The sequence below is a fragment of the Spiroplasma endosymbiont of Thecophora atra genome, from assembly GCF_964019735.1.
GTDB lineage: Bacteria > Bacillota_I > Bacilli_A > Mycoplasmatales > VBWQ01 > Spiroplasma_E > Spiroplasma_E ixodetis_A.
Map to the genome: position 1 here is coordinate 1,475,800 of NZ_OZ026464.1, position 24,463 is coordinate 1,500,262.

The 24,463-nt window shown below is 23.2% G+C and carries 25 protein-coding genes; 15 read left to right on the forward strand and 10 right to left on the reverse strand.

What is annotated here, in order from left to right; translation table 4 throughout:
- Positions 1-4 precede the first annotated feature (4 nt).
- From AACL05_RS08505 to AACL05_RS08515, 3 genes are read left to right on the forward strand one after another with little or no spacing between them, the layout of a single operon-like run.
- Positions 5-127, forward strand: a complete 123-nt coding sequence (locus AACL05_RS08505) for a hypothetical protein (protein ID WP_255495889.1) — start codon at positions 5-7, stop codon at positions 125-127.
- 18 nt (positions 128-145) lie between these two features.
- On the forward strand, positions 146-1,378 hold the full coding sequence (locus AACL05_RS08510; RefSeq protein WP_338962860.1) for a hypothetical protein: 1,233 nt from the start codon (positions 146-148) through the stop codon (positions 1,376-1,378).
- Entirely contained in the window at positions 1,329-3,356 is a 2,028-nt protein-coding gene (locus AACL05_RS08515) for a hypothetical protein (RefSeq protein WP_338962857.1), read from the forward strand. The genes AACL05_RS08510 and AACL05_RS08515 overlap by 50 nt, the downstream gene beginning before the upstream one ends.
- On the opposite strand, the gene AACL05_RS08520 is transcribed toward AACL05_RS08515, so the two are convergent.
- Both AACL05_RS08520 and AACL05_RS08525 read right to left on the reverse strand, forming a co-directional pair.
- The gene (locus AACL05_RS08520) at positions 3,357-3,527 is read right to left on the reverse strand and encodes a hypothetical protein (protein WP_338986005.1); all 171 of its coding nucleotides are present in this window, start codon (positions 3,525-3,527) and stop codon (positions 3,357-3,359) included.
- Between the two features lie 262 nt (positions 3,528-3,789).
- The gene (locus AACL05_RS08525; RefSeq protein WP_338986006.1) at positions 3,790-5,496 is read right to left on the reverse strand and encodes a hypothetical protein; all 1,707 of its coding nucleotides are present in this window, start codon (positions 5,494-5,496) and stop codon (positions 3,790-3,792) included.
- A gap of 63 nt (positions 5,497-5,559) precedes the next feature.
- On the opposite strand from AACL05_RS08525, the gene AACL05_RS08530 reads away from it, so the two are divergent.
- The gene (locus AACL05_RS08530; RefSeq protein WP_338986007.1) at positions 5,560-6,720 is read left to right on the forward strand and encodes an Mbov_0401 family ICE element transposase-like protein; all 1,161 of its coding nucleotides are present in this window, start codon (positions 5,560-5,562) and stop codon (positions 6,718-6,720) included.
- A gap of 240 nt (positions 6,721-6,960) precedes the next feature.
- Here the strand turns inward: AACL05_RS08530 and pth are convergent, their stop codons facing one another.
- From pth to rsmA, 3 genes are all read right to left on the reverse strand, one after another.
- The gene (pth, locus tag AACL05_RS08535; protein ID WP_338961453.1) at positions 6,961-7,524 is read right to left on the reverse strand and encodes an aminoacyl-tRNA hydrolase; all 564 of its coding nucleotides are present in this window, start codon (positions 7,522-7,524) and stop codon (positions 6,961-6,963) included.
- A 21-nt stretch (positions 7,525-7,545) separates the two neighbouring features.
- Entirely contained in the window at positions 7,546-8,553 is a 1,008-nt protein-coding gene (locus AACL05_RS08540; protein ID WP_338961456.1) for a ribose-phosphate pyrophosphokinase, read from the reverse strand.
- 262 nt (positions 8,554-8,815) lie between these two features.
- On the reverse strand, positions 8,816-9,661 hold the full coding sequence (gene rsmA / locus AACL05_RS08545) for a 16S rRNA (adenine(1518)-N(6)/adenine(1519)-N(6))-dimethyltransferase RsmA (RefSeq protein WP_338961458.1): 846 nt from the start codon (positions 9,659-9,661) through the stop codon (positions 8,816-8,818).
- 178 nt (positions 9,662-9,839) lie between these two features.
- Between rsmA and AACL05_RS08550 the strand changes: the two genes are divergently transcribed.
- The 3 genes from AACL05_RS08550 (at position 9,840) to AACL05_RS08560 (ending at position 13,574) form a co-directional block, all read left to right on the forward strand.
- The gene (locus AACL05_RS08550; protein ID WP_338961461.1) at positions 9,840-10,979 is read left to right on the forward strand and encodes a rod shape-determining protein; all 1,140 of its coding nucleotides are present in this window, start codon (positions 9,840-9,842) and stop codon (positions 10,977-10,979) included.
- Positions 10,980-11,009: 30 nt separating this feature from the next.
- Positions 11,010-12,248, forward strand: a complete 1,239-nt coding sequence (locus AACL05_RS08555; protein WP_338961463.1) for a rod shape-determining protein — start codon at positions 11,010-11,012, stop codon at positions 12,246-12,248.
- A 240-nt stretch (positions 12,249-12,488) separates the two neighbouring features.
- Positions 12,489-13,574 (forward strand): hypothetical protein, encoded by a 1,086-nt coding sequence (locus AACL05_RS08560; RefSeq protein WP_338961464.1) that lies wholly within the window; start codon positions 12,489-12,491, stop codon positions 13,572-13,574.
- A gap of 18 nt (positions 13,575-13,592) precedes the next feature.
- Here the strand turns inward: AACL05_RS08560 and AACL05_RS08565 are convergent, their stop codons facing one another.
- The 4 genes from AACL05_RS08565 to AACL05_RS08580 all read right to left on the reverse strand — a co-directional run bounded on the left by AACL05_RS08565 (position 13,593) and on the right by AACL05_RS08580 (position 16,212).
- Positions 13,593-13,721 carry a hypothetical protein gene (locus AACL05_RS08565; protein ID WP_338958431.1) on the reverse strand — a complete coding sequence of 43 codons (129 nt, stop codon included), beginning with the start codon at positions 13,719-13,721 and terminating at the stop codon, positions 13,593-13,595.
- Positions 13,722-13,876: 155 nt separating this feature from the next.
- Positions 13,877-14,194 carry a hypothetical protein gene (locus AACL05_RS08570; protein ID WP_338961468.1) on the reverse strand — a complete coding sequence of 106 codons (318 nt, stop codon included), beginning with the start codon at positions 14,192-14,194 and terminating at the stop codon, positions 13,877-13,879.
- Between the two features lie 510 nt (positions 14,195-14,704).
- Positions 14,705-14,977 carry a hypothetical protein gene (locus AACL05_RS08575; RefSeq protein ID WP_338986008.1) on the reverse strand — a complete coding sequence of 91 codons (273 nt, stop codon included), beginning with the start codon at positions 14,975-14,977 and terminating at the stop codon, positions 14,705-14,707.
- A gap of 284 nt (positions 14,978-15,261) precedes the next feature.
- Complete coding sequence (locus tag AACL05_RS08580) at positions 15,262-16,212, reverse strand: IS30 family transposase (protein ID WP_338986009.1); 951 nt, start codon at positions 16,210-16,212, stop codon at positions 15,262-15,264.
- Positions 16,213-16,680: 468 nt separating this feature from the next.
- On the opposite strand from AACL05_RS08580, the gene AACL05_RS08585 reads away from it, so the two are divergent.
- The 3 genes from AACL05_RS08585 to AACL05_RS08595 are packed head-to-tail and all read left to right on the forward strand — an operon-like array spanning position 16,681 to position 18,235.
- Positions 16,681-17,631 (forward strand): IS30 family transposase, encoded by a 951-nt coding sequence (locus AACL05_RS08585; protein WP_338986009.1) that lies wholly within the window; start codon positions 16,681-16,683, stop codon positions 17,629-17,631.
- A gap of 26 nt (positions 17,632-17,657) precedes the next feature.
- Positions 17,658-17,843 carry a hypothetical protein gene (locus AACL05_RS08590; protein ID WP_338961501.1) on the forward strand — a complete coding sequence of 62 codons (186 nt, stop codon included), beginning with the start codon at positions 17,658-17,660 and terminating at the stop codon, positions 17,841-17,843.
- Between the two features lie 17 nt (positions 17,844-17,860).
- The gene (locus tag AACL05_RS08595) at positions 17,861-18,235 is read left to right on the forward strand and encodes a hypothetical protein (protein WP_338961707.1); all 375 of its coding nucleotides are present in this window, start codon (positions 17,861-17,863) and stop codon (positions 18,233-18,235) included.
- A gap of 122 nt (positions 18,236-18,357) precedes the next feature.
- On the opposite strand, the gene AACL05_RS08600 is transcribed toward AACL05_RS08595, so the two are convergent.
- Complete coding sequence (locus AACL05_RS08600; protein ID WP_338960236.1) at positions 18,358-19,308, reverse strand: IS30 family transposase; 951 nt, start codon at positions 19,306-19,308, stop codon at positions 18,358-18,360.
- 40 nt (positions 19,309-19,348) lie between these two features.
- On the opposite strand from AACL05_RS08600, the gene AACL05_RS08605 reads away from it, so the two are divergent.
- The 5 genes from AACL05_RS08605 (at position 19,349) to AACL05_RS08625 (ending at position 24,459) form a co-directional block, all read left to right on the forward strand.
- Positions 19,349-20,521, forward strand: coding sequence for a hypothetical protein (locus AACL05_RS08605; protein WP_338986012.1), 1,173 nt, complete (start codon positions 19,349-19,351; stop codon positions 20,519-20,521).
- A gap of 14 nt (positions 20,522-20,535) precedes the next feature.
- A complete protein-coding gene (locus AACL05_RS08610; RefSeq protein WP_338961511.1) occupies positions 20,536-22,251 on the forward strand; it encodes a hypothetical protein in 1,716 nt (571 codons plus the stop codon).
- A gap of 3 nt (positions 22,252-22,254) precedes the next feature.
- Entirely contained in the window at positions 22,255-23,073 is an 819-nt protein-coding gene (locus AACL05_RS08615; RefSeq protein ID WP_338986015.1) for a hypothetical protein, read from the forward strand.
- 164 nt (positions 23,074-23,237) lie between these two features.
- A complete protein-coding gene (locus AACL05_RS08620) occupies positions 23,238-24,332 on the forward strand; it encodes a hypothetical protein (RefSeq protein ID WP_338986017.1) in 1,095 nt (364 codons plus the stop codon).
- A gap of 4 nt (positions 24,333-24,336) precedes the next feature.
- On the forward strand, positions 24,337-24,459 hold the full coding sequence (locus tag AACL05_RS08625; RefSeq protein WP_255495924.1) for a hypothetical protein: 123 nt from the start codon (positions 24,337-24,339) through the stop codon (positions 24,457-24,459).
- Positions 24,460-24,463 lie beyond the last annotated feature (4 nt).

Consider the following 24,463-nt stretch of genomic DNA (forward strand, 5'->3'; position numbering starts at 1 on the left):
TATTATGTTTTTTAAAATAATAAAAATTATTTTAGGTTTAATTGGAGTTTTATTATCTTCTGCAGTTGCTGGTTTAATTATATTTATTATAGTAAAAATTGTATTAAAAATTAATCAAATATTTTAAAGAAAGGTGGTGAATATTATGTTAGGTAGATTTTTAAGAAAAGATAAAAGTACTAATAATGAAGAAAAAACTAAATTAACTTTTTTAAAAGGTAAAAGTACACATGCTTCTATTTTAAGTTATTTTGGTTTTAATGATTTTAACCATGAAACTTATTTTACTGATTTTGTAGCAGAAAATAATGCTAATTTATATAATGCTCCATTAGAAATAAATAATGAAACTATTAAACAATATTTAATTCAACAAGAATTTTATAGAAAAAATTGAAATTCTATTTTTAAATTAAGTAAATTAGGAATTAGTGGTTATTTAATTTTTATTGCTAATGATGATTTATATTTTCAAGTCGTTGATATACAACAAAGAGTTTATGATATTACTGGTAAATTAATTCAATGTACTATTTTTTATGATAGTTATGAACAAAATGCACAAATGGTAAGATTATTTGAAATTTATACATTAAATAATGAACAAGTAACAATTAATCGTGCAATTTATAGTATTAGTGATAATAAAAAACAATTTCCATTAGATTTTAAATCATTCATTAATAATCCTAATTTAGCACAAGAACAAACACTAAATATTAACTATATACCAATAGCAATTATGAGAAATAAAGCAAATGAGCTAGCAGATTGTAATAAAGTAATGGATAAAATTAAAGCATTAGATGTTATTTATGAACAAATTGTTTTAGATACCATTTTAAATTCACCTAAATTTATATTTAGTCAAACTTATGGCAATGTTCAATCTTTAATAGAAGACGCAGTAAGAACTTTGGTTACTAAAAATTACATATTTAAAAGTGGTGGAGATAATAATGAACAAAATGAAAATATTAATATGACAAATAGTAATTTTAAAGGTAAAAATTTAACTGATATATACGATTGAAATGTTAATGAAATATTTAAACGTTGTGGTATTCATATACCAAGTCAAAAGAAATCAGCACAACAATCAGTTCCAGAAAGTACAGCTGTAAATATTTCAACTATTAATTATATTGAACAAAAATTATGACAATTTAATATTGATATTCTTAAATTTATTCAAATATTAGTACGTTTAGATAAAGACTTATTAAATAGTAAAACATTTAATATTAATGATGAACAAGAAATTAATAATTTAACAGTTAAGTTAAAATTATTTAATCCAGAAAATAACCAATTAATAGGAGAGAACAATGGAAAACAACAACAAACCACAAACGAAGTTTCCACAGAAACAAACTAAACTTAATCAAGCAGAAGTAGAAAATGATTATTTAATTGATAATATTCCTTATGACTTTACTAATATGATGCGCGCTACTAGTGACCCAGATATTAATAGAGCATATGATGAATTTAAAAAAAGAACCATATATATTTATGAAATTGAGCGTTTATTTAAAAATAATGAAAATAATAGTTTAAGATTTTCAGCAAATACTATTAAAATTGGTTTTATTGATATTGATAAAGTATTAAAAACTATTGCTGTTGAAACATCAGACTTTACTATGCAATTAAATCAAAGAGCAAGTACTAATATTAATGACAATACAATTGAATATAGTATGACTGATATTAAAAATTTAATATTTCAAGAAATAAATTTATTAAATCAATTTAAGTTATATGCTGTATCTATTAATGAACCATTAACTGAAAATAATATTGATAATTTATATATCATTAATAATTATTCACAACCTTATCAAAATCCAAAAACAAGAAGTACTAAAAGTATAACTATTATTAAAATTAAAGATTTTAAAACAAGAGATGGTTATCCAATCATTATTAAATTACAAAAACCATTAGATAAAGATACAAAAGTTATTGGTTTAAAAATTAAAGCCCCTAGAAGCATGATTTTTGGTAATATAAAGGTACTTGGTGAAATTGACAATATGGAAGTATACCCAAAGTTATTTGTTAAAGATAAGATAGCATTTCCGCTATTATCAATGCCTATTGAAACTCAGCCAAAAGTTAGAATATTACAACAATGATTTAGTGAACAAATATTACCTTGAAATTTAGCAAAAGAATTTATAGGCCAAGAAAAATCAGTTTTAGATTTGATTAAAATTAGTAGTGGAACTGAAACAAGAAGAGAAGTTATTAAAAACGCAAGAGTGACACATGCTTGATTAGGATATGAAATGGGTACTGTTTGAGATGGTAAGTGACCATTAAAAAAACAAAAAGAATTAAAAGATAAAGAAGTTTGAAATTTTGCTGGTGAAAGTCAATTTTATCAATATGTTGCAACCAATAATAGATTTGATGATATTGAAATTGAAATAAAAGATGCACCAACTAATGATAGTTTACAACAATTATTATTAGATATGCTAAGTTATACATATAATTATAATAGGAATTTTGATGGTGCAACATATGATGATAAAGGTGTTCCAGACAATGAAATTGCAAAGTTAAGAGCAAAATTTGAAGGACAAAAACCAGAAGAAGTAATAACTAATTTATTTAAACAATGAAAATTGGATTATCCAAATTATATAAATTTACCACAAGTTCATATTTTTAAGAAACTAGTAATTATGTTATCAAATAATATTTATTCAATTATGTCAATTAATAAAGGTTTAAATGATGATAATAAAATTTTGTTACCCTATTATTTTGAATTAAAATCGAGTCCAATAAAACCTACTGGTAAAGATATTTGAAGATTTAAAGATACCAAAGTTATATTAAAATCTGAGTATTTTGATTTTACAGATATGAATAACATTAAACTAAGAAATAATGATATTAGTCAAAATGAATTATTTAAATTAGACGATAATCAATTTAATTGATTATCTATAACCAATGAACTAGAAACTAATAATATACCTTCATTAATTCCATCAGATTTAACATTAGCAAATGGTGAATATGGAAAATATTTTACAAAATTAATCATTAGTAATAATAAAATTGAAAATGCTTTAAATTTATATGGTTCAAATAAATCTCAATTATTTTCTAAATTGGAATTTTATAAAGAAATATCACAAATTGATAATAATAGTGAATTTGAATTACAAATCGAAAATCCGATTAATAATCTAAATCGGATTGAAATTAGTGGAATATTTGGTGCTGAAAATTATGATTTTATTTTAATAACAGATAAACAAGAAATTGATTTAAAAAATATTAATTTATTCGATAAATATAATGAAAATATTTCTTATATTAACTTAGAAATTTAATTATTCAAAATAATTATTTGTGTAAGTACCATCTCATTTTATATCTTCATCATGATGCTTAATTTTTGAAAAATACAATCTAGTTTTATCAGGGCTATATCATTTATTTCATCAAATTGTAGTATCACCATATACTCTTTCACCATTTGGTTTTAAAAATGAATTTTCCATATTATGGGTAAGCACCCCCCCCCATGATTAATCCAATTGTTCCAGTTGTAGCACCAGTTAATGCTAATACTAATGTTATTTTACTTAAATTTGTTTTTATTCATGTTTTCATATTAAATTACTCCTTTTTTCCTTGATTTTACTTATAAATTGTACTATTTTTGATTATTTTTACAAGTATGCTTTTAAATACAAAATAACGCCTAAATTAAAAGCGTTTATTTTGTGAGACCTATACTATTAATAATATTGAAATTATTTATTATATAGCAAATGTGAAGATACTTTTTTTCACAGTAGCATTATTTTTACCCCTAATTACATTTTTATATGGATATAGTACATAAAATAATGCATCATATGGGTCTTGATACATATTTCTGTCAGGAATGTTAGTTTTTGTTTCATCATAACGTAATTCTTCTAAACATTGAGTAGTTTTTGGTAAATCATTTTTATTTGCATAAAAGTTTCCATAACTCATAATATTTCTCATTCAAACTACTCTATTAGTTAATCCGGCTTCTTGATTTAAATTTGAAGCATGTTTAATAGCAGTTTGTGTTATTAAAATTGTATTTTGTTCATCTATTAATTTTTGATTTAATCAATCCATGGCAGTTCGTGCTTTATCATCATAAAAATAAATTGCTTGTTCAAAATTTTCAAAATTATCCATTAATCCTAAAATTTCATTAACATAAGCATTAATTTTTTCATTTTCATTAATAAAATCATTTGGAGTAACTACTAATTCACAAATAATATAAGCATCATAATAACCAGTATTATTATATTCTTTAAAACCAACTACCATAAATACAGTATGGTCTTTTGGTCCCGTAGCTCAATCAATACCAACACTATAAAAATCAAATTTATACATTTCTTTTTCTTGATTATAAAATTGTTTTAAGTCATATGATTGTCAATATTTTACAGTTTTTTGAAATGGAAAAATTGTTGCATCACTATCTAAAAATTCAAAACCATAAAAAACAGTATTAAATTCATCAGGATTACTTTTTTTCATTTCTAATAATGTTCTTTTTTGAATATCTGGTAATTTATTTCAAAACGGTTGAATAGTAAATCTTAAAACAAATAAACCTAAACCACTAAACATATCTTGATTTTCATAATAAATTTTGCCAACTTTTTTAAGATTTTCCATCACTTTATCATTTAATGGTAAAAATGGCGTACAGTATTTTAAATAAAATGGATGGTATTTATCATAAGGATTACATGTAAAAGTAATAAAAAAACTTTTATAAAAATAGCGAGTAATCTTTTTTCCAAAATTAGGACTATATATATTTTTATCAATAAACGTTCAACTTCATTCTTTAATAGGTTCTTTTGATACTTTAATACGATTACTTCTAAACATAGAGTTTTGTAAACGTTCATATCGATATGTTAATTGTTTTTCTGTTAGTGTTTCTTTTTCTTCTGCCATAATAATTTCATCTGTTCTTGAACCTAAAAAACTTGACCCACCTGCTTCTTTTCCAAAAATTTTATTACCATTAGCATAACCAATAAAGTCAATTTGTTGATTATTAGGAAAAATAATACATCCACCATCCTTAGTTATTTTTCATTTAATACCATGTGGATTATTAGGTAATAAATTAATATTATATTTATCTAATAAAACTTGACAAACATTCATTAAAGCACCAATTGTAGTTTCACTATGAGTATTTTCATATCTTCTTACTTCTTGAACACTACTATCACTAAAATTACAACATATAAATAAATCAAATGCTAAACAATTTCAAGTTTTTCTTGTTCCCCGTGCAGTTGGAATAAAACGATAAAAACAATTAGTAGTAAAATATTCTGCTCATTCATCACCAACAAATTGTTTAAAAATATCTCAACTAAAACCATAATTATTATCACTAAAATTAAGATTATATTTTTTATTTAATTGTGCATAACTAGTGATAAAAGCCATATTTACTCCTTATTAACATATATAAGTTAAAATTAAATTATTTAAAAGAAAGGAAAATTAAAAATGATAAAATTACCATTTCCTAATCATTTTGATTGAGACAAACACTATTTTAATCAAGATGAATTAAATTTACAACAAACAGAAGAATTATTTGCAAAAATAGATGATTATTTATGAAGTATATGTGATAAATCTGAATATAAATCATATAGATTTAGAAAAAGAAAATTAAAAACAAAAAAAGGTTTATTAAATTATAAACGACGTATTTGTATACATTATAACCCAAAAACACAAAAAAAGGAATTTGTTTCATTGCTAGATAACTATCTTGGTGTTAAAAAGTATAGTAAATTAGCACCAGATGTTATTAAACAAATTTTAAAATATTTTGCTGATGATAAAAAATATCGTGATGTTTGTGATACTTTTATTGAAGATTTAATAAGTAATAGTACAGTTTGTAGAACATATCAAAAATTTGAATTACCAAAAGCAAATATCCCTAAAATACTATTGCAACCAAATCAAACTTTATATATAAATATTGATGATGGGCATAGAAAATTTAAGTTTAATGAAAAACACAATACTAAAAATTGTAAAAAATGTTCTATGAGATTATTAGTATTTTGTACTGGTAAAAAGAAAAATGGAAAATTAATTAATAAAAGAGCTGTATGTAAAATAAGAGTATCAAAAACAGAAATTGGTGCAGAAAAAACAGCTAAATTTATTCAAAAATATGGTAATTTATATTTTGAAAACTTTGACCAAGCAAATTTAATAGTTTGTGGTGATAGTGCAAAATGAATTAGAAAAACTGCTACAATTTTAAATACTAAATTTATTTTAGATAAATTCCATGCTTTTCATGTTTTATTTCTTGGTATAATGGCTGGAAGAAGAAAAAATAAAATTGCTAAATTACACTATCAAAATGCAATAACTTTATTTGAAAAAGGTCAATATTATGAATTAATTGATTTTTTACAATCATTAACTTTGCAATATAAAAAATTAAAAGTTGGTTATTTTATTAATGCAAAAGATGGTGTATTAAACCAAGCACTAGTTGAAAATATTGGTTGCTTTACTGAAACTAATATTAAACAAATTTTAAAGCATATGATTGGTGATAGAACTTATAACATTGATATGTATACAAAAATGGTTAATTTTAAATGCTATCAAATAAATACTGCCATCCAGTTATTATAAATTAAAATTAAAGATTTTAAAAAACCAAAAATAAAATAAAACTTATTAAAGATGCTTTAATAAGAATTTTTGTGTTATAAAAGTAAGTATTATTGTTGACTAATATTTTTCAAGTGTTAAGATTAACATACAATTGCATATTGAAGTCAAAATTATTCTCGTCTAACTTTATAATTTTAAGACAAATTTGAATATTATTGACAACATCGGTACGCTCCCAATATTTTTATAATATATTAATTATTTTTTATTATATTTATTCATAATATTTTCAAATTTACTATCAGTAATTCAACTACTAATGCTTTCTACAAAAAATTGTTTATGATCTTTTATATTCTTTAACTCATCATTACTAAACTTACTCAAAACTCAATCAGCCGTGTTAAAATTAGGATTTTTACCAACACCAATTCTTAATCTTTGAAAATCTTTACTACCAATTTGATTAAAAATACTTTTAATTCCATTATGACCAGCAGCACTAAATTTTTGTTTGTATTGAAATTGACCAAAATTTAAATCAACTTCATCGTGAATAATTAACACATTTTCAATTTTAATTTTAAAATAATTCATAAAATTTGAAACACAAAAACCTGATAAGTTCATAAAAGTTAATGGTTTTAAAAAAATAACATCAGTGCCATTAACAACAGTTTTAACATATTGACCATTAAATTTAGTTTGATTAATTTTTAATTGTAATGTTTCACAAATCATATCAATAATAATAAAACCAATATTATGACGTGTCAATTCATACTCTTTACCTGGGTTTCCTAATCCAATAACTAATTTCATCTATTTTAAATTTCCTCTTTATTATTTTTTACTATTTTTATTATTAATTTTTTTTATTAATTCATTTGTTTTATCATCATAAACTTTTGTTAATGATTTATTATTAATTGAAGCATCAATCATTTTTGCAATAAAATCAGCAATTGAAATAATTTTTAAACCATTAAACTTTTTTTCCTCAGAAATTTCAATAGTATTAGTAATAACAACTTCCTTAATAATTCCATCAATAACAGCTTGTTTCAATTTTTTTGAAGCTTGACCACTAAAAATACCATGAGTAGCTAAAATATAAACTGATTTTGCACCATGTTCTTTAATAGCTTTTGCTGCATTAATAATAGTACCACCTGTATCAATCATATCATCAATAATAATAGCATTCTTTTCTTTAACATCTCCTAATACAAACTTAACTTGACTTTGATTAGGAGTTGTTCTTCTTTTATCAATAATTGCCAAAGGTACACTTAAATAATTACCTAATCTTCGAGCACGAGTAACACCACCATGATCTGGAGATACAACAACTAAATTACTTAAATTTTCTTCAATTAAATAAGATGCTAAATCTTGAGTTGCTCGTAAATCATCAACAGGAACATCAAAAAATCCTTGTTCTTGTGGTGAATGTAAATCAACAGTAATAACACGATCAACACCCGCAACAGTTAATAAATTTGCAACAAGTTTACAAGTAATAGGTTGTCTACCACCTTGTTTTCGATCTTGACGAGCATAACCAAAATAAGGAATTACTACATGAATTTTAGCAGCAGATGCACGAACTAAAGCATCAACAAAAATTAATAATTCCATTAAATTATCATTAGTTGGCGGCGAAGTTGATTGGATAATATATACCACTTTCCCTCGTACTGATGTTATAGATTGAATGTTAAATTCACCATCAGCAAAACGACTAATTTCTGCTTTTCCAGGTTCAATATTAAGTTTTTTACAAACTTCTTGTGTAAATTTTTGACTAGCACTTAAACCAAAAACTACAATGTTTTCTACATTATTCATTAAATCCTCCTTTACATGTTTCTAAAAATTATAATTATAATTTCATTATACAATGTTTATTACAATTTAAGTATATTAAATTTAAAGACTATTAATTAAAAATAATTAATAAAAAGTTATATCTTTTGCAAAAAAAAATAAAATCATTATAATAGTTAACGGATAATAAATATTTAAAAATATGTTTATTAATAAACAAGGATTATTGCTGAGGTGTTTTATATACTTATTATCCACATTCTAATATCATTAATTTTAATAATTATTCTGAAAGGTATTTATTATTAATAATAGTAAATAACTGGTAAAACATTGAAAATGTTAATTCTTCAGATCTTATTGTTAATGATCAAGATAAGTCGTTAATTAAATTAACGGCTTTTTCTTTGCTATTTAAATAAATACCCAAATTGTTAACTAATGTTTTTCTCTTATTAACAAAACAACTTCTTACAAATTTTCAAAATAATTGTGGTTCATCAAGTTGAAATTTAGGATTTACTTTAAAATAAACAACACTACTTGTAACATTAGGTATCGGAGTAAAATTATTAGGACTAACATCAAAAATAATTTTAACATCACAATAAAATTGACACATAACAGAAAGATTATTATATACTTTAGTTTTAGGTTTAGCACAAAATCTTTGTGCAACTTCTTTTTGCATCATTAATGTAAATGAATCAAATAATTCAATATTTTCTAATAATTTTAAAACAATTTGTGAAATAATATAATAAGGCAAATTTGCAATTACATGAATTTTTTGATTTATTGCAAATTCTTCATTAATGATTTTTTTTAAATCTAAATTTAAAAAATCATCATTTATAATTTTTAAATTTTTGTATTCATTTAACTCTTTTTCTAAAACAGGAATTAATTTTTTGTCAATTTCAATTGTCACAACTTTTTGCGCAGTGCTGAGTAATTTATTAGTTAAATGACCAATGCCCGCTCCAATTTCAACAATGCCATCTTCATCTTTAAAATTACTAGTTTTAACAATTTTATCAATTATATTATTATTAATTAAAAAGTTTTGTCCAAACTTTTTAACTGCATGTAAGTCGTATTTTTTCAATATTTTTTTTGGATTTTCCATTATTATTCTCCAATTCACATTTTTAGTTAATTATATACTAGTAATAATTAACTAAATAGTTAGCCAACTAATCATATATGCTAAATTTACTACTAGCAAATCTACATGTGGTAATATTAACATATATCAACTTAATAAATAAATATTAATTTGAGTGGGAAAAGGAGATGATTTTTATATGGCAACAAAAATAGAGGTTACTAATGACGGACACAATAACCAAGACGTTAATATTGTTTCTCTAGATTTAGGAACAAGAAATTTAATTGTCAGAGTTAATGGAAGGGTTGTTTATAGTCAACCATCAGCAATTGTATTTGATACAGAAAACGGAGAAGTATTCATTGGTGAAGCCGCTTTATTAATGAAAGAAAAAACTCCAGCGAATAAAATTTTCAGAGAACCAATGGCTAATGGCGTTATTAGTGACAATAATGCTTTGATTGCTTTATTAACTGAAATTTTTACACAAATTATTGATGTGAAAGCTGAAAAAATTTGAGAAAATTCAGTAGCACTTGTAGCTATTCCATCTAAGGTTTATAAATTAGATAGAACTGTTTTACGTGAAATTCTACAAGGAAAAAAAATAGCTAAAATTCCAATTTATAGTGATAAATTTCCCAATAGATATAATGCAAGTAATGAAAGCGTAATGAAAGCTGAAAAAGTTGTTATTGTTCCTGAAGTAAAATTGGCAGCTATTGGTGGTGGGGAAGCACTTTGAGATGCTTCAGGAGTATTTATTCTTGATATTGGTGGTGGAACTTCTGACTGTGCCATTTTATCAAGTGGAGAAGTTATTGTTCAAGATTCAATTCCAATTGCTGGAAATGCTATTGAACGTAGTATTAAAGAACATTTTGAAAAAATGCACTATATATCTCTTAGCTCAATGGAGGCTGAAAAAACAAAAATTAGTGCTGGTATTTGAATAGATGGTGAAAAAGATAGTGAAAATAAAATTACTATCCATGGAAAAAGTACTAAAACTAAAAAACCTGAACAAATTACAGTTCCTAAGCAAGAAGTAGCTAGAGTAGTTACTGAAGCCTTTGAACCAATTGTTGCACTATGTAGTGACATTATTGATAAAGCTGGACCTGCCTTTTCAGAAATGATTATGAAAGACGGTTTAACTATCACTGGTGGAGGTGCTTTGCTTGAAAATATTACAACTTATCTAAAAAAACGACTAAATTTAGAACATGTGGTATCTGCTAATAATCCAAGAGAGTGTGTAATTAGAGGAACTCAAGCCTATGAAACTCATAAACAAGATGTATATGAAAAAGGATTCATTAGACCAAGTAATTAAAATTCCAGGTGTGTAGAAGGAGGAAAAAAAATGGGATTATTTGATAAAAAACCCAAAGAAAACTTAAATAAAAAAAGTAATATTAAGTCTATTAATGACTACCAATGATTAGCTTTAGATGTTGGAACAGAAAACTTTAAAGCAAGGTATGTTAACATTGGACTTACATATGATGCTCCAACTTATCTTGCTGAAGACTATGAAAAAAATATTATTCTTTATGGTGAAGAAGCTAAAGCTTTAATTGATAAAACAAATGAAAATGTTGTTATTAAGCGTCCAGTTCGTGATGGTAATATTGCTGATCCAGATGCTTTACAACGTATCCTTGCTAAAATTTTTCAAGATTTTAGACTTGAAATTAAAGATTCAAAACAAGCTGATAAAAACCGTAATTTAATTGTTTTAATGGCAACACCAAGTGAAATTAATTCAGTACAAAGAGAAGCATTAGAAAATATAGTTCATCGTTTAGGAGCACTTCGTGGATTTGTTCAAGAAGAAGTTAAAATGGCAGCATTAGGTTCAGGCCAAGATATTTTTGGAACTGCAATTATGTGTGTTGATATTGGTGGGGGAAGTACTGATATTGCCGTACTTAGCAACGATTCAATCCTATATTCATATACAACACATTGTGCTGGAGACTATTTAACACAAAAAATTCAAGAATACATAGCTAAAAAGCATGCTTTAAAAATTGGTACTAAAGAAGCAGAAGATGTTAAAAAGAACATCGGTTCACTTATGAAATATCAAGATGAAAAACCATATACTATTTCAGGTGTTTCATTACCTAGATTAGACTCTCAGCCAGGAGAAACAATGTCAATTTCTAAAACTATTGAAATTACACCAGAAGAAATTCGTGAAAATGTAATGCAAGTTCAATTTAGAGAACATGTTATTCCATCAATTCGTAGAGTACTAAGAACTTCTGGGGAAAAAGCTGCTGGTAGTGTTAGTGACTTAAAGAAAAAAGGTAAGGGAATCACAATTTGTGGTGGTGGAGCTTATATTAAAAAAATTGATGAATTTATTAAAGAAGAATTGGCTAAGGAATATTTCATCGAAGTTAAAGTTGAAAAAGGTACAAAACCAATTCGTCAAAAATATGAGGGAGATATCTTTGAAGTACGTGTTGCTCAAAATCCTTTAGATAATGTTATTGATGGTTGTGTAAAATATCGTGATACAATTTACAAACAATTAATAGTTGAACAAAATCCTAACCGCGAAATTCTAACAAAAGATGAAGATTTAGGATAAAAAATAAGTTTAAATAAAATGCACTTTTAAAATTTATAGAAGTGCATTTTTTACTTATATAAATAATAAATTACTATTCAAAATGAAATGAAAAAATAATGGTAATGATTTAGTTATCAATTTCAAAAAAAGCAAACAAAAATATAAAATTTCTAGAAGGTACATTTTTTTCTTTCTATGATTATTAATTTAAATAAGGAATTGAAATTATTAATAATAATTTTTTTAAAAGGAGATTTTATGAAAAAATATCGTAAATTTTTTATAATTTTCATAGTTTTATTGGTTACTGGTTTACTTGCTTGAATTATTGTTTGAAGTTGCCAAGTTAATTATAATCGTGATTATTATCTTGGTTTATTACGTTATCGTTGATCATCAGAAATGACTAGTTTTATTAAAGAGAATGAACGAAAAATTAAAAACCCAGCTAGTCAAATGGCAAATAATGAATTTAATAGTTTTTATGATAATGCTAGTAAACCATTACCTTTTCTTGATTTTAATCAATTAGCACATGATTTAACTAATACACGACTAGGAACTCAAAACAGTAATGTTGATTGAGAAAAATTATATAAAGATGTTGGTTTAAGTCAACTTGCTACTGAAACAACAAAAAAAGAACAATTACGTTTTTATAATATTATGGCAGGAGTATATGGTAAAAATAATATTTTACGTTTAATGCAAAGTGTTACTCAAGCACCAATATCAAATAAAAACGTCGTTGCTTATAATCAATATTCTTATCTAATTAATAGTCAACGTCAAATTTATGATCCAGATTTTGTTAATACTAAAGAAATTAGCGCAAACTATCAAGCGGGTTGATGAGCAACTAATAACATAATTAGTGTTAGTACTCATCAATATGGTCATGCTTTCGATAATTTTTTATCATTAACGGATGATGAACGTAGTACGTTTAATAACAATTGAAATTGACCTAAAAATAATAAAATCGAAAATTGTTTACTTAATAAAAATATTTTTAAAATTAATAATGATTATTCATCTGTTTGAAGAGCACAAAATCACGTGATGAAGACGCCAATTTCTGATTGTAGTCAATTATTAATGGATTACTTAAATGATAAAGTTAATATTAGTAATAGTGATTATCAAAAAAGATTAGTATTCCCAATGATTATTGTGCAAAGTAATTATGGTCGTATATTTTGAAGCCAAGCGAAACCCTATAAAAAAGGTGAATTTTTTGCCGAAGCCTTTGCTGAATGATTATTAACGCCGCAATCTGGACGAGGGTGAAATTGAGAATTATTAAATGATTTTTTTATTAAAAAATTACCAACTTATTTATAAATTTTTCCATAAAATATTTTAATTAATAAACTTTTTTAATTCTTCTGTTTTTAAAATTCCTAGAATTTTATTAAAATTAATATTATTTATACTAGTTAATCTTAATAATCTTGTATTTTTAATAGTTTTTAATTTATCAAATATCATAGATTTCCTATCTTTTTTAATTTTAATCATTAAATTTTAATAAATAACTATCCACAAGAAGTCTATTATATAGAGAAACATGAAGCAATATTAATAAAGGAAAATTATATAAAATAATAACCTAAAAATAAAATAATATTTATTTTTTTTACAAATTAATTATTATTAATAAGTTTTATTAATTTCTTTTGTCTAACAAAATAACCAATTAAAATTAAAACTCCAGGAATAACAAATGTTGTTAAACTAAATAAACCTGTTAAAAATAATCATTTTTCTTCAATAAAATAATTATTTAAACAAAGTAAAAAGGGAATCACCTGAAATAGTCCATAAATAATTATTAAAATAATAACTAATGAAAAATAATTAAAAAATGTAAATATTCCATAAATAATACAACTAATAAGTAATATTATTGACATAATCATTCCAATTATTAAACCTATTTTAATAAAATTATTATTTATCATTTTTTGACTACTCCTTTTTTTACTTTATATAAAATTTTAATATAAAATGTTATAATATTATTATACTACTTATGGGAGAAAGATAATCTAATGCACAAAATAAATATTTTGTTTAAAAATCAGATTCAAAAGAAAATTAAAGTAAATAATTTATTAAAACATAAAAATCAAATTGTATATTTTTATAATGTAATTGTCTTTAAAACATATATATTAGTTTATTATTATTACTATAAATAAAAAACACAAACTTAAAATACTACCAATTGATAATAATATTATAAACTACTACTTTTTCAGCTAGATTAATAATTTAACAAGTTAATATTATTATTTTTTTAAAAAAAATCTTTAAAAGAATATTATAAAAATATTAGCCATTGCTTATAAAAAATAAATAATATAAAAACTTTTTTTCTAACTAAAAGCAGATTGTAATTTGAAGTGTAAGACTTTGAATTACAATCTGCTTTAATAATTTTATATTATAACTTTATTTTAAATATTTAATTAATAATCTATTGCAAATTTCAATCCATACCCTAAACTTCTAGTTAAATATACATTAGAAAATGACATATCGAATGTTAATTTTGCAGGAAATAAAAATTGAATGTGTCAATCAAGATTATCAAAAAATAATGCAGTAGTTATACCTCTAACAACTTCAGCAGTTGCTAAAAAATCTTGATACGATTCTTTAAATGAAAAATTCATTCTATTATATGCTACTTCTTCATCTGTAATTTTTCCCTCATTAATTTTATTAATTTCTTTTCCCATTATTTTTAAAGGAACAGAAAATACATCATAATGATCTGAACCTCAATCTATTTTATCTGAACCATTATTTAAAAATCATTCTAATATTCTAATAGATTTTGGTTTTTGAAAAGATTTTAAACCTGTAGAAACTACAAAATCTCAACTTTCATAAGCTGGATTTGATATTGATGATGTTTTATAACTATGAACAATATCTTTTTTATTTTCACTAAATTCATAAGTTATTTCTTTAACTTCTTTTGGACTATTATTTATATGCTAAATTGTAAAGGTAAGTGCAACTAAATTATTTTTCTATCCAAATATTCGATTGGTGAAAGATAATTTAGTATTTTTCTTGGTCTTTGGTTTAAAGACAATATAAATTTATGAACTTCATTTTTATTAGTTTTTGAAAAAATAAATTTTTTAGGAAATTTTTCTCTAATTAAACCATTAGTATTTTCATTAGTACCTCTTTGTCAAGGTGAATATGGATTGGCAAAATAAATTTTTATATCTAAATTTTTTTCAAGTTGTTGTCAATTTGAAAATTCTTTGCCACGATCAAAAGTAATAGTTTTAACAATGTTTTTAGGAAGAATTGATAAATAATAACTAACATTTTTATTAATAACTTTAGTAGTTCTGTTTTTAACTAATATTGCTAAAGTAAATCGTGATACTCTTTCAACTAAAGTTATTAAACATGATTTGCTTTTACTTCGTGATGATACTATAGTATCTCCTTCTCAATGACCAAGTGTTATACGATCATTAACATTTATATCTCGTTCTTTAATTGATTTACCATTAAACTTGCCACGATTTTCTTTAGATTTTCGTTTTTTACCTTTTCTTCTTAAATTTTTACTAGTAACTTTATCAAGCATTCCAAAATAAATTCAAGTATAAATTGTTTTAAAACTAATAACTCACTCTTTATGAAAATTTTTAATTCTGCCATAAATTTGTTCAGGTGATCAACCTAATAGTAATTTTTGTTGTACATATTTTACTAAATTCTTATTTTTAAACTTATGAAAACTAATATGTGATTGTTTTCGATTTTCAGCTTTATTTTGTGCAATTAATGAAAAATAATGATTATTATCTTTATTTCTATTAATTTCTCGAATAATAGTACTAATACTTCGATTAAGATTTTTAGCTATTTCACTAATTTTAAATTTAAATTTCAATTGATTCTCAATATAAATCCTTTCATCTATGCCAAGATGTTTATAACTCATATAAAAACTCCTTACTTTTTTCTAAACTAAATTTAGCATTATGAAATTTTTATATGAGAATTTTTTGCAATTTTATTTACTTGCACTTACAAGTATAACTCAGCATATTTAAAAAATTATTTGCATTTGTAAATGCTAAACCAATCGTTCCTAATAATGTTACTAAAGTTTTCATATATATTTTCCTTTCATAAATTAAAATATTACATTTTTATTTGGGAGGTTCCCAAAAAAGTAGGAAGATGAATTACTAGATAAATAAATTCTTTCCAATATTACCATTTAAAAATGATGATAGAAAAATTAAATTCTCTTTTACCCTTAAATTTATATTCGACGTATTTTAAAAAATATATATTTAAATGCTGAGTTATACTTGTAAGTGCAAGTAAATAAAATTGCAAAAAATTCTCATATAAAAATTTCATAATGCTAAATTTAGTTTAGAAAAAAGTAAGGAGTTTTTATATGAGTTATAAACATCTTGGCATAGATGAAAGGATTTATATTGAGAATCAATTGAAATTTAAATTTAAAATTAGTGAAATAGCTAAAAATCTTAATCGAAGTATTAGTACTATTATTCGAGAAATTAATAGAAATAAAGATAATAATCATTATTTTTCATTAATTGCACAAAATAAAGCTGAAAATCGAAAACAATCACATATTAGTTTTCATAAGTTTAAAAATAAGAATTTAGTAAAATATGTACAACAAAAATTACTATTAGGTTGATCACCTGAACAAATTTATGGCAGAATTAAAAATTTTCATAAAGAGTGAGTTATTAGTTTTAAAACAATTTATACTTGAATTTATTTTGGAATGCTTGATAAAGTTACTAGTAAAAATTTAAGAAGAAAAGGTAAAAAACGAAAATCTAAAGAAAATCGTGGCAAGTTTAATGGTAAATCAATTAAAGAACGAGATATAAATGTTAATGATCGTATAACACTTGGTCATTGAGAAGGAGATACTATAGTATCATCACGAAGTAAAAGCAAATCATGTTTAATAACTTTAGTTGAAAGAGTATCACGATTTACTTTAGCAATATTAGTTAAAAACAGAACTACTAAAGTTATTAATAAAAATGTTAGTTATTATTTATCAATTCTTCCTAAAAACATTGTTAAAACTATTACTTTTGATCGTGGCAAAGAATTTTCAAATTGACAACAACTTGAAAAAAATTTAGATATAAAAATTTATTTTGCCAATCCATATTCACCTTGACAAAGAGGTACTAATGAAAATACTAATGGTTTAATTAGAGAAAAATTTCCTAAAAAATTTATTTTTTCAAAAACTAATAAAAATGAAGTTCATAAATTTATATTGTCTTTAAACCAAAGACCAAGAAAAATACTAAATTATCTTTCACCAATCGAATATTTGGATAGAAAAATAATTTAGTTGCACTTACCTTTACAATTTAGCATATGACAAAAATTGAATTTAATGAAAAATATAGAAAACAAGATATTAGTATTGATAGAGATTTTGATTTACATATTGATAATTGTTTTAAATTTTCTGATATTGATACATTAGAAAATGCAGTTAATGATTATAAAAAATTAATAAGTGAAATACCACAATTAGTTAAAGATTGATTATTGGGATAAGATTAGGAGAATGTTAAATGTTAGAAAATAAAGATAATGTTCAACAAACAACTGAACCTTTAACTGAAAATAATGTTCAACAAGAAATAGAAAATAAAGTTAATGAAGCAGAAAATAAGTTAAATAAACTTAATCAAGAAATTAAAGAAAAAGAAATAATTAATATATTTAAAAAATATCAAGTTAAAACTGAATTTTATGATTATTTAAAATTTAAAACTAATAATTTAGAAAATTCAAAAATTGAAGAAACTATTAAAAAAATGATTAAAGAACAACCAGTATTTAAAGAAACAATTAATACAGGTGGAAATAAACAAATAATTATTAATAATAAAACAAATGATAAAGAAAATTTTTTAATTAATTATAAAAAGAAAAATTATTTATAAACGAAAGGAAGAAATAAAATGTCAGTACCATTTAATCAAAATTTAGACAATACAGAGAGATTAGTAGAAGCGCCAGAATTTATAGAATTTTTTAAAATACTAAATTGTAAAGGTAAGTGCAACTAAATTATTTTTCTATCCAAATATTCGATTGGTGAAAGATAATTTAGTATTTTTCTTGGTCTTTGGTTTAAAGACAATATAAATTTATGAACTTCATTTTTATTAGTTTTTGAAAAAATAAATTTTTTAGGAAATTTTTCTCTAATTAAACCATTAGTATTTTCATTAGTACCTCTTTGTCAAGGTGAATATGGATTGGCAAAATAAATTTTTATATCTAAATTTTTTTCAAGTTGTTGTCAATTTGAAAATTCTTTGCCACGATCAAAAGTAATAGTTTTAACAATGTTTTTAGGAAGAATTGATAAATAATAACTAACATTTTTATTAATAACTTTAGTAGTTCTGTTTTTAACTAATATTGCTAAAGTAAATCGTGATACTCTTTCAACTAAAGTTATTAAACATGATTTGCTTTTACCTCGTGATGATACTATAGTATCTCCTTCTCAATGACCAAGTGTTATACGATCATTAACATTTATATCTCGTTCTTTAATTGATTTACCATTAAACTTGCCACGATTTTCTTTAGATTTTCGTTTTTTACCTTTTCTTCTTAAATTTTTACTAGTAACTTTATCAAGCATTCCAAAATAAATTCAAGTATAAATTGTTTTAAAACTAATAACTCACTCTTTATGAAAATTTTTAATTCTGCCATAAATTTGTTCAGGTGATCAACCTAATAGTAATTTTTGTTGTACATATTTTACTAAATTCTTATTTTTAAACTTATGAAAACTAATATGTGATTGTTTTCGATTTTCAGCTTTATTTTGTGCAATTAATGAAAAATAATGATTATTATCTTTATTTCTATTAATTTCTCGAATAATAGTACTAATACTTCGATTAAGATTTTTAGCTATTTCACTAATTTTAAATTTAAATTTCAATTGATTCTCAATATAAATCCTTTCATCTATGCCAAGATGTTTATAACTCATATAAAAACTCCTTACTTTTTTCTAAACTAAATTTAGCATTATGAAATTTTTATATGAGAATTTTTTGCAATTTTATTTACTTGCACTTACAAGTATAACTCAGCAAATTTCAAATAGTCCATGAGCAAACTTTTTCCCTACTGAAATTGTTGACTCAGTAAATATTGAGTTTATTGTTAAAAAACCAAAAAAACCAGAAGTAAAAATTATTGCTTGAGATGATAAAAGTAAAAGATATGAATTACCATATGTTGATACAGATAAAATTAGTAAAAAAATAACTAAAAAATATCTTGCAGGAGAAATTATTGCAGATGTAGATTTAAAAGCAAATAATGGAAAAAATTTATTAGATAGTATGCAATATGAAGTTGCAAATGATTTAGCAGATAAATTGGCAATTGATGATACACAAGCAATTGCAAAATTTGCTACTAAAATCGATATTGAAGATACAACACCAGTAGGCTATTTAAAATCAATGTTATCTGCTTGAAATACTTTGTTTCAATTTAGAAACATTGCAAATAGTAAATTTTTTATTACTAATGGTCTTTATGATAGTTTAGTTTATTTAGCAGATAATAAAGGTTTAATTACCGATAATCAGTTGGCACAACAATTACGTTTAAATGGAAATAATTTATATGTAAAAGGTGTATTATGTGAAATCGTTCTTGATGATTATATGATTTTTACTAATGATAAAAATGAACAACAATTAATGACCTTTATTTTAGCAACACCAAGAGCGATGAAAAGATATATGATAGAAAATACAGTTATTTATGTAGATTTTATTAAAGATGATAAAGCAGGAAGAGCATATAAAGTTGCTGGTGAAGTTGTTGGAGAAGCAATACCATATATTTCTAATAATGAAACAACATCACGTTGAATGTTATGTGGAGTTATTAAAACAGAAAAAACTGATTTAAAAACTAAAATTACAAGTTTAACAACTGATATTACTGCAAATGTTAATAACAATAATAGTGAATTAAATACACAAATAAAAAGTACTAATGAACTTAAATCATTAAATCCAAATTTAACAAATCCAACTATTAAATATTTTAGTGATGCACAAGGAAAAACTAATGTAAGTAATCAAAAACAAAAAGCAGGTGACTTATATATAACCATTACTGCTAATGTTAATGACTTAAATTATAAAGGAACAACAAATCCAATTAAAATAACTCTTAAATAAAGGAAATTAATATTATGCCAATCGGTACAACTAGTACAGCAATACTTTTAAACATAAATAAACCAAAACATACTAGAACAAGTAACCAACAAGAAAACAAAAGTTTTTGATGAGAAATTTTAGAAATGATTGGTGTACAAGTTATAGCAGTAGCACTTGCTCCTTTTACTGGTGGATTAAGTGAAAGTTTTACACTTGGATTAGGTGCAAGTGATTTAGTTGCTAGTATTAGTGCTGTTGGTGTAGAGTTTTTAACTGATTTTACTATTAATCAAGTTTATGATTATTTAAAAGGAAATGTAACAAAATTAAATACTTTCTTTAATATACTTCCTGCATTTGCTGGACTTAATAAAATTAGTCGTGGTTATCGTACAAGTAAATTTATTAAACTAGCACAAAAAACTAAAACATTAGAACAAGTGGGAATTAAAAAAGCAAAAAATTTACAAGAAATTATTAGTCAAGTAAGTGGAAAAGAAATTTTAACAGATAAAATTATTGGTAATAAACGTTATTTAATGAATTATAGTTTTACTCCTAATCGTGAAACAGTATTACGAGATTTAGGTTATGTTGCTGAAAGACAATATAAAAATAATTTTCAAAAATTAGAAGCACAAGAGTTAAAAGATTACTTATTATTACAAAATACATTAATAAAACTAAGTCCACAATTAACTCCTAAATTTAAAATTAAAGATATTGAAAAAGCAAATAACTTTTTAAAATTTAATACTGATTTAAAAGAAGTATTAAAAATGAATCAACATGATTGATTAAATTTAGTTCATACAATACATACAGAAAATAGATATGGAAAAACTTTAATTTTAGATTTACAAAAAATTCGTGCTAATGCTATTAAATTTAATTTTAAAAATAATGTTATTCATCAACTTGTTTTAAAAGCAAATCAAACTTTTAAATATTTTGATATTAGATTTTATTTAAAAAAAGGTTTAAATAAATTTTGAAAAGATACACCATATTTTGAAAAAATACTAGAAAGTATATATAAATTACAAGAAAAATTTGAAAAGTTAGAAAAACAAGTATTTGAAAAAATTCAGAAATTAAAAGAAAAAGCAACTAACTTATTTACTAGTGCAGAAAAAAGAGCAATTAAACACGCACAATTAATTCCATTAAATTCACCAGTATTTATGGGTTGTAAAATTCAACCTTTGTCATTAAATAAATGTGCAATTACTATTTATCATCGCAATCCTAAATATAAACCAATTACAGTTGTTGATAGTATTCTTAAAGCAAAAACTTTTGTTACTCAAATACATCCATTCCATTGATATCGTTGATATAGTGGTTGATACATTGGTTATGGTGTTAATCATAATAAATGATTAAAAGCAATAGCATTTGCTCCACCAGTGGTACAACAAGTAATTAGAGATAGTTTTAAAGTATATAGAGAAATATTTAGAACTATTAGAACTTATCATAAAGTAGTAAATATTATTAATAATCCTATTGAAAATATTAACAAATCATTTAAAAATGTTGGTTTAAAATTTAGTGTTAATACTTTATTTGGTACTGGATTATTACATCATTTAGAAAAATTTGCATATAGTCAAGTTGTAACAAAAAGTAAGAAAAATTTAAAAAAAGGTAAAAATAAAATACAAAAAGAAATTGAACATATAACACATAAAAAAACAAAAAAACATACTCATCATTATAAACAAGCATTTTTTAAGGAATGATAAATTATGATTAATAAACTTTGAACTGATGTCAGTCTTGAAAATTATAATAACTGATATCCATTAACTGGAAAAATTACAGAAACGCCACAGCAATATATACAAACATGACCAAATGCTAATGATTGATTTAAAACATTTGCTATTCGTGCTCAAAATGATATTAATGCTTATCTTAATTTTATTTTATCTAAATTTCCTTTTGATAGTTTTAAAGATGAATTAATTAGAGAAACATTAAGAGATATGGTTTATGTAATGGTAGAACATTGAGTATTTAATCGTACACCAATTGAATTTAATGTTGATGCTACTATTCAATTTAATAATGGTAATCAATTTAGTGCAAGTAGTATTCCTACAATTAATGTTTGAGATTTAGCACCTAGTAGAATGAAAATATGGGCAAGACTAACAGAATTAAAACAAATATTTTCAAGTTATAATGATGATGAAATAGATGTTGAAAAAATTGACTTAAAAGCATTTTATACTAGAAATCAAGTTGATGAATTAATTGAACAACAAAAAGAATTTACATTATTAAAACAAATTAAATTATATGATGATTTAGTTGATGATAATGAAAATGAAATATATAGAGGTCCTGTTAGTAAATTTATTAATAAAGGTTATGTTGCAACTGATTATGATAAAGAAACTGAAACAATGATTTTAGATTGACCTGATGAAATTGGTACATTACCCCCCGAAGCATTACAAAATAATCCACAAATTGGTGATTATACACATGCACCAACTTGTGATTTTTCTGCTAAACAACAAAAACGAATTACTACTATGAAAATGAAATTACCAAATTAAATACTGAATTAATTAAAGCAAATGAAAATATTAATGATGTTAAAAATAATTGATTTAATATTGAAACTAGTCCTTTATGAAAAAAAATTGAAAATAATAATATAGAAATATTTAAATGATATTTTATTAAAATCAGTTATCAATATTTAACAGAAAAAAACTTTATGAAATTTTATAAAGTAATTAAAATTTATTTAAATAATGTTTTTAATGAATTTGAATTGCTAAATGTTGATTCCATGACGTATAGTGAACAAATCCAAAATAAAAGAATTTTAAATACCGGAACGATTTACTATGACAATAGAAATAAAAAATTTAGGGGTGGTGGTAATTCCTATCCTGAACGTGGAAAAATTAATTTAATTGGTGATATAGAAGAAATATATCAATATCAAGGAATAGATACACCAACTGAATTTATAACAGAAGAAAGTACTGAACATGATTATTACACAAAACTAGAAACTAATAATTTATTAGATAAAAAGCAAAATATCAATGATGATGCTTTACAAACAGTTTCTAAACAAATCGTTCCTGCAATTAATGAAATCAATAATAAAATTCCTAATTTATCTGATTATTATAAAAAAGAAGAAGTAGATAAAAAATTAGAAGATGTAAAATCACAATTTCCTATTGCATTTCAAATAAATGCTATTAGTGCAGAAATTCCTAATTTAGAAACTACTGATAAAACTATTGCCGGTGCTATTAATGAATTAAAAGAAAAAATAAAAGATAAAAAATTTTCAAATGATTATTTTAAATATAATACTGAAACAAATGAAATTGCATTAAATGATGAAGAAAATTCATTACTTTGTAAAGATTTATTAGAAAATAATGAATATAAATTATTAAAAACTCAAAATAAAAAATTATTACAAGCCATTAATGAAATATTAGAAAAACAACTACAACCCAGTCCAAGTGGTTCAAATTGAAAAGAAGTAGGTAAAGTCGTAGTAGATAAAAATAATATTACACATATAGAATATATATTTAAAGATAAAACACATTATAGAATATATTATAGTTTTGGTGATTATACTAGTAAAGAAAATAATAAAAATTATAGTTGACAAATAATTAATTTTTATTATCAATTAGATACAAATGTTTTAAAAAGTAGTTTATGAATATCAAATAATAATGTTAATGCGGATACTGAAATTAATATTTATAATAATAGAATAATGTGGGGTATGGGTAGAGATTATATTTTTAAAAAATTAGAAGAATTACAGGAATAATATTATGTTTTTTAAAATTATAAAAATTATTTTAGGTTTAATTGGAGTAATTCTATCATCTGCAACTGCTGGCTTAATTATATTTATTATTGTCAAAATTATATTAAAAATTAATCAAATATTTTAAAGAA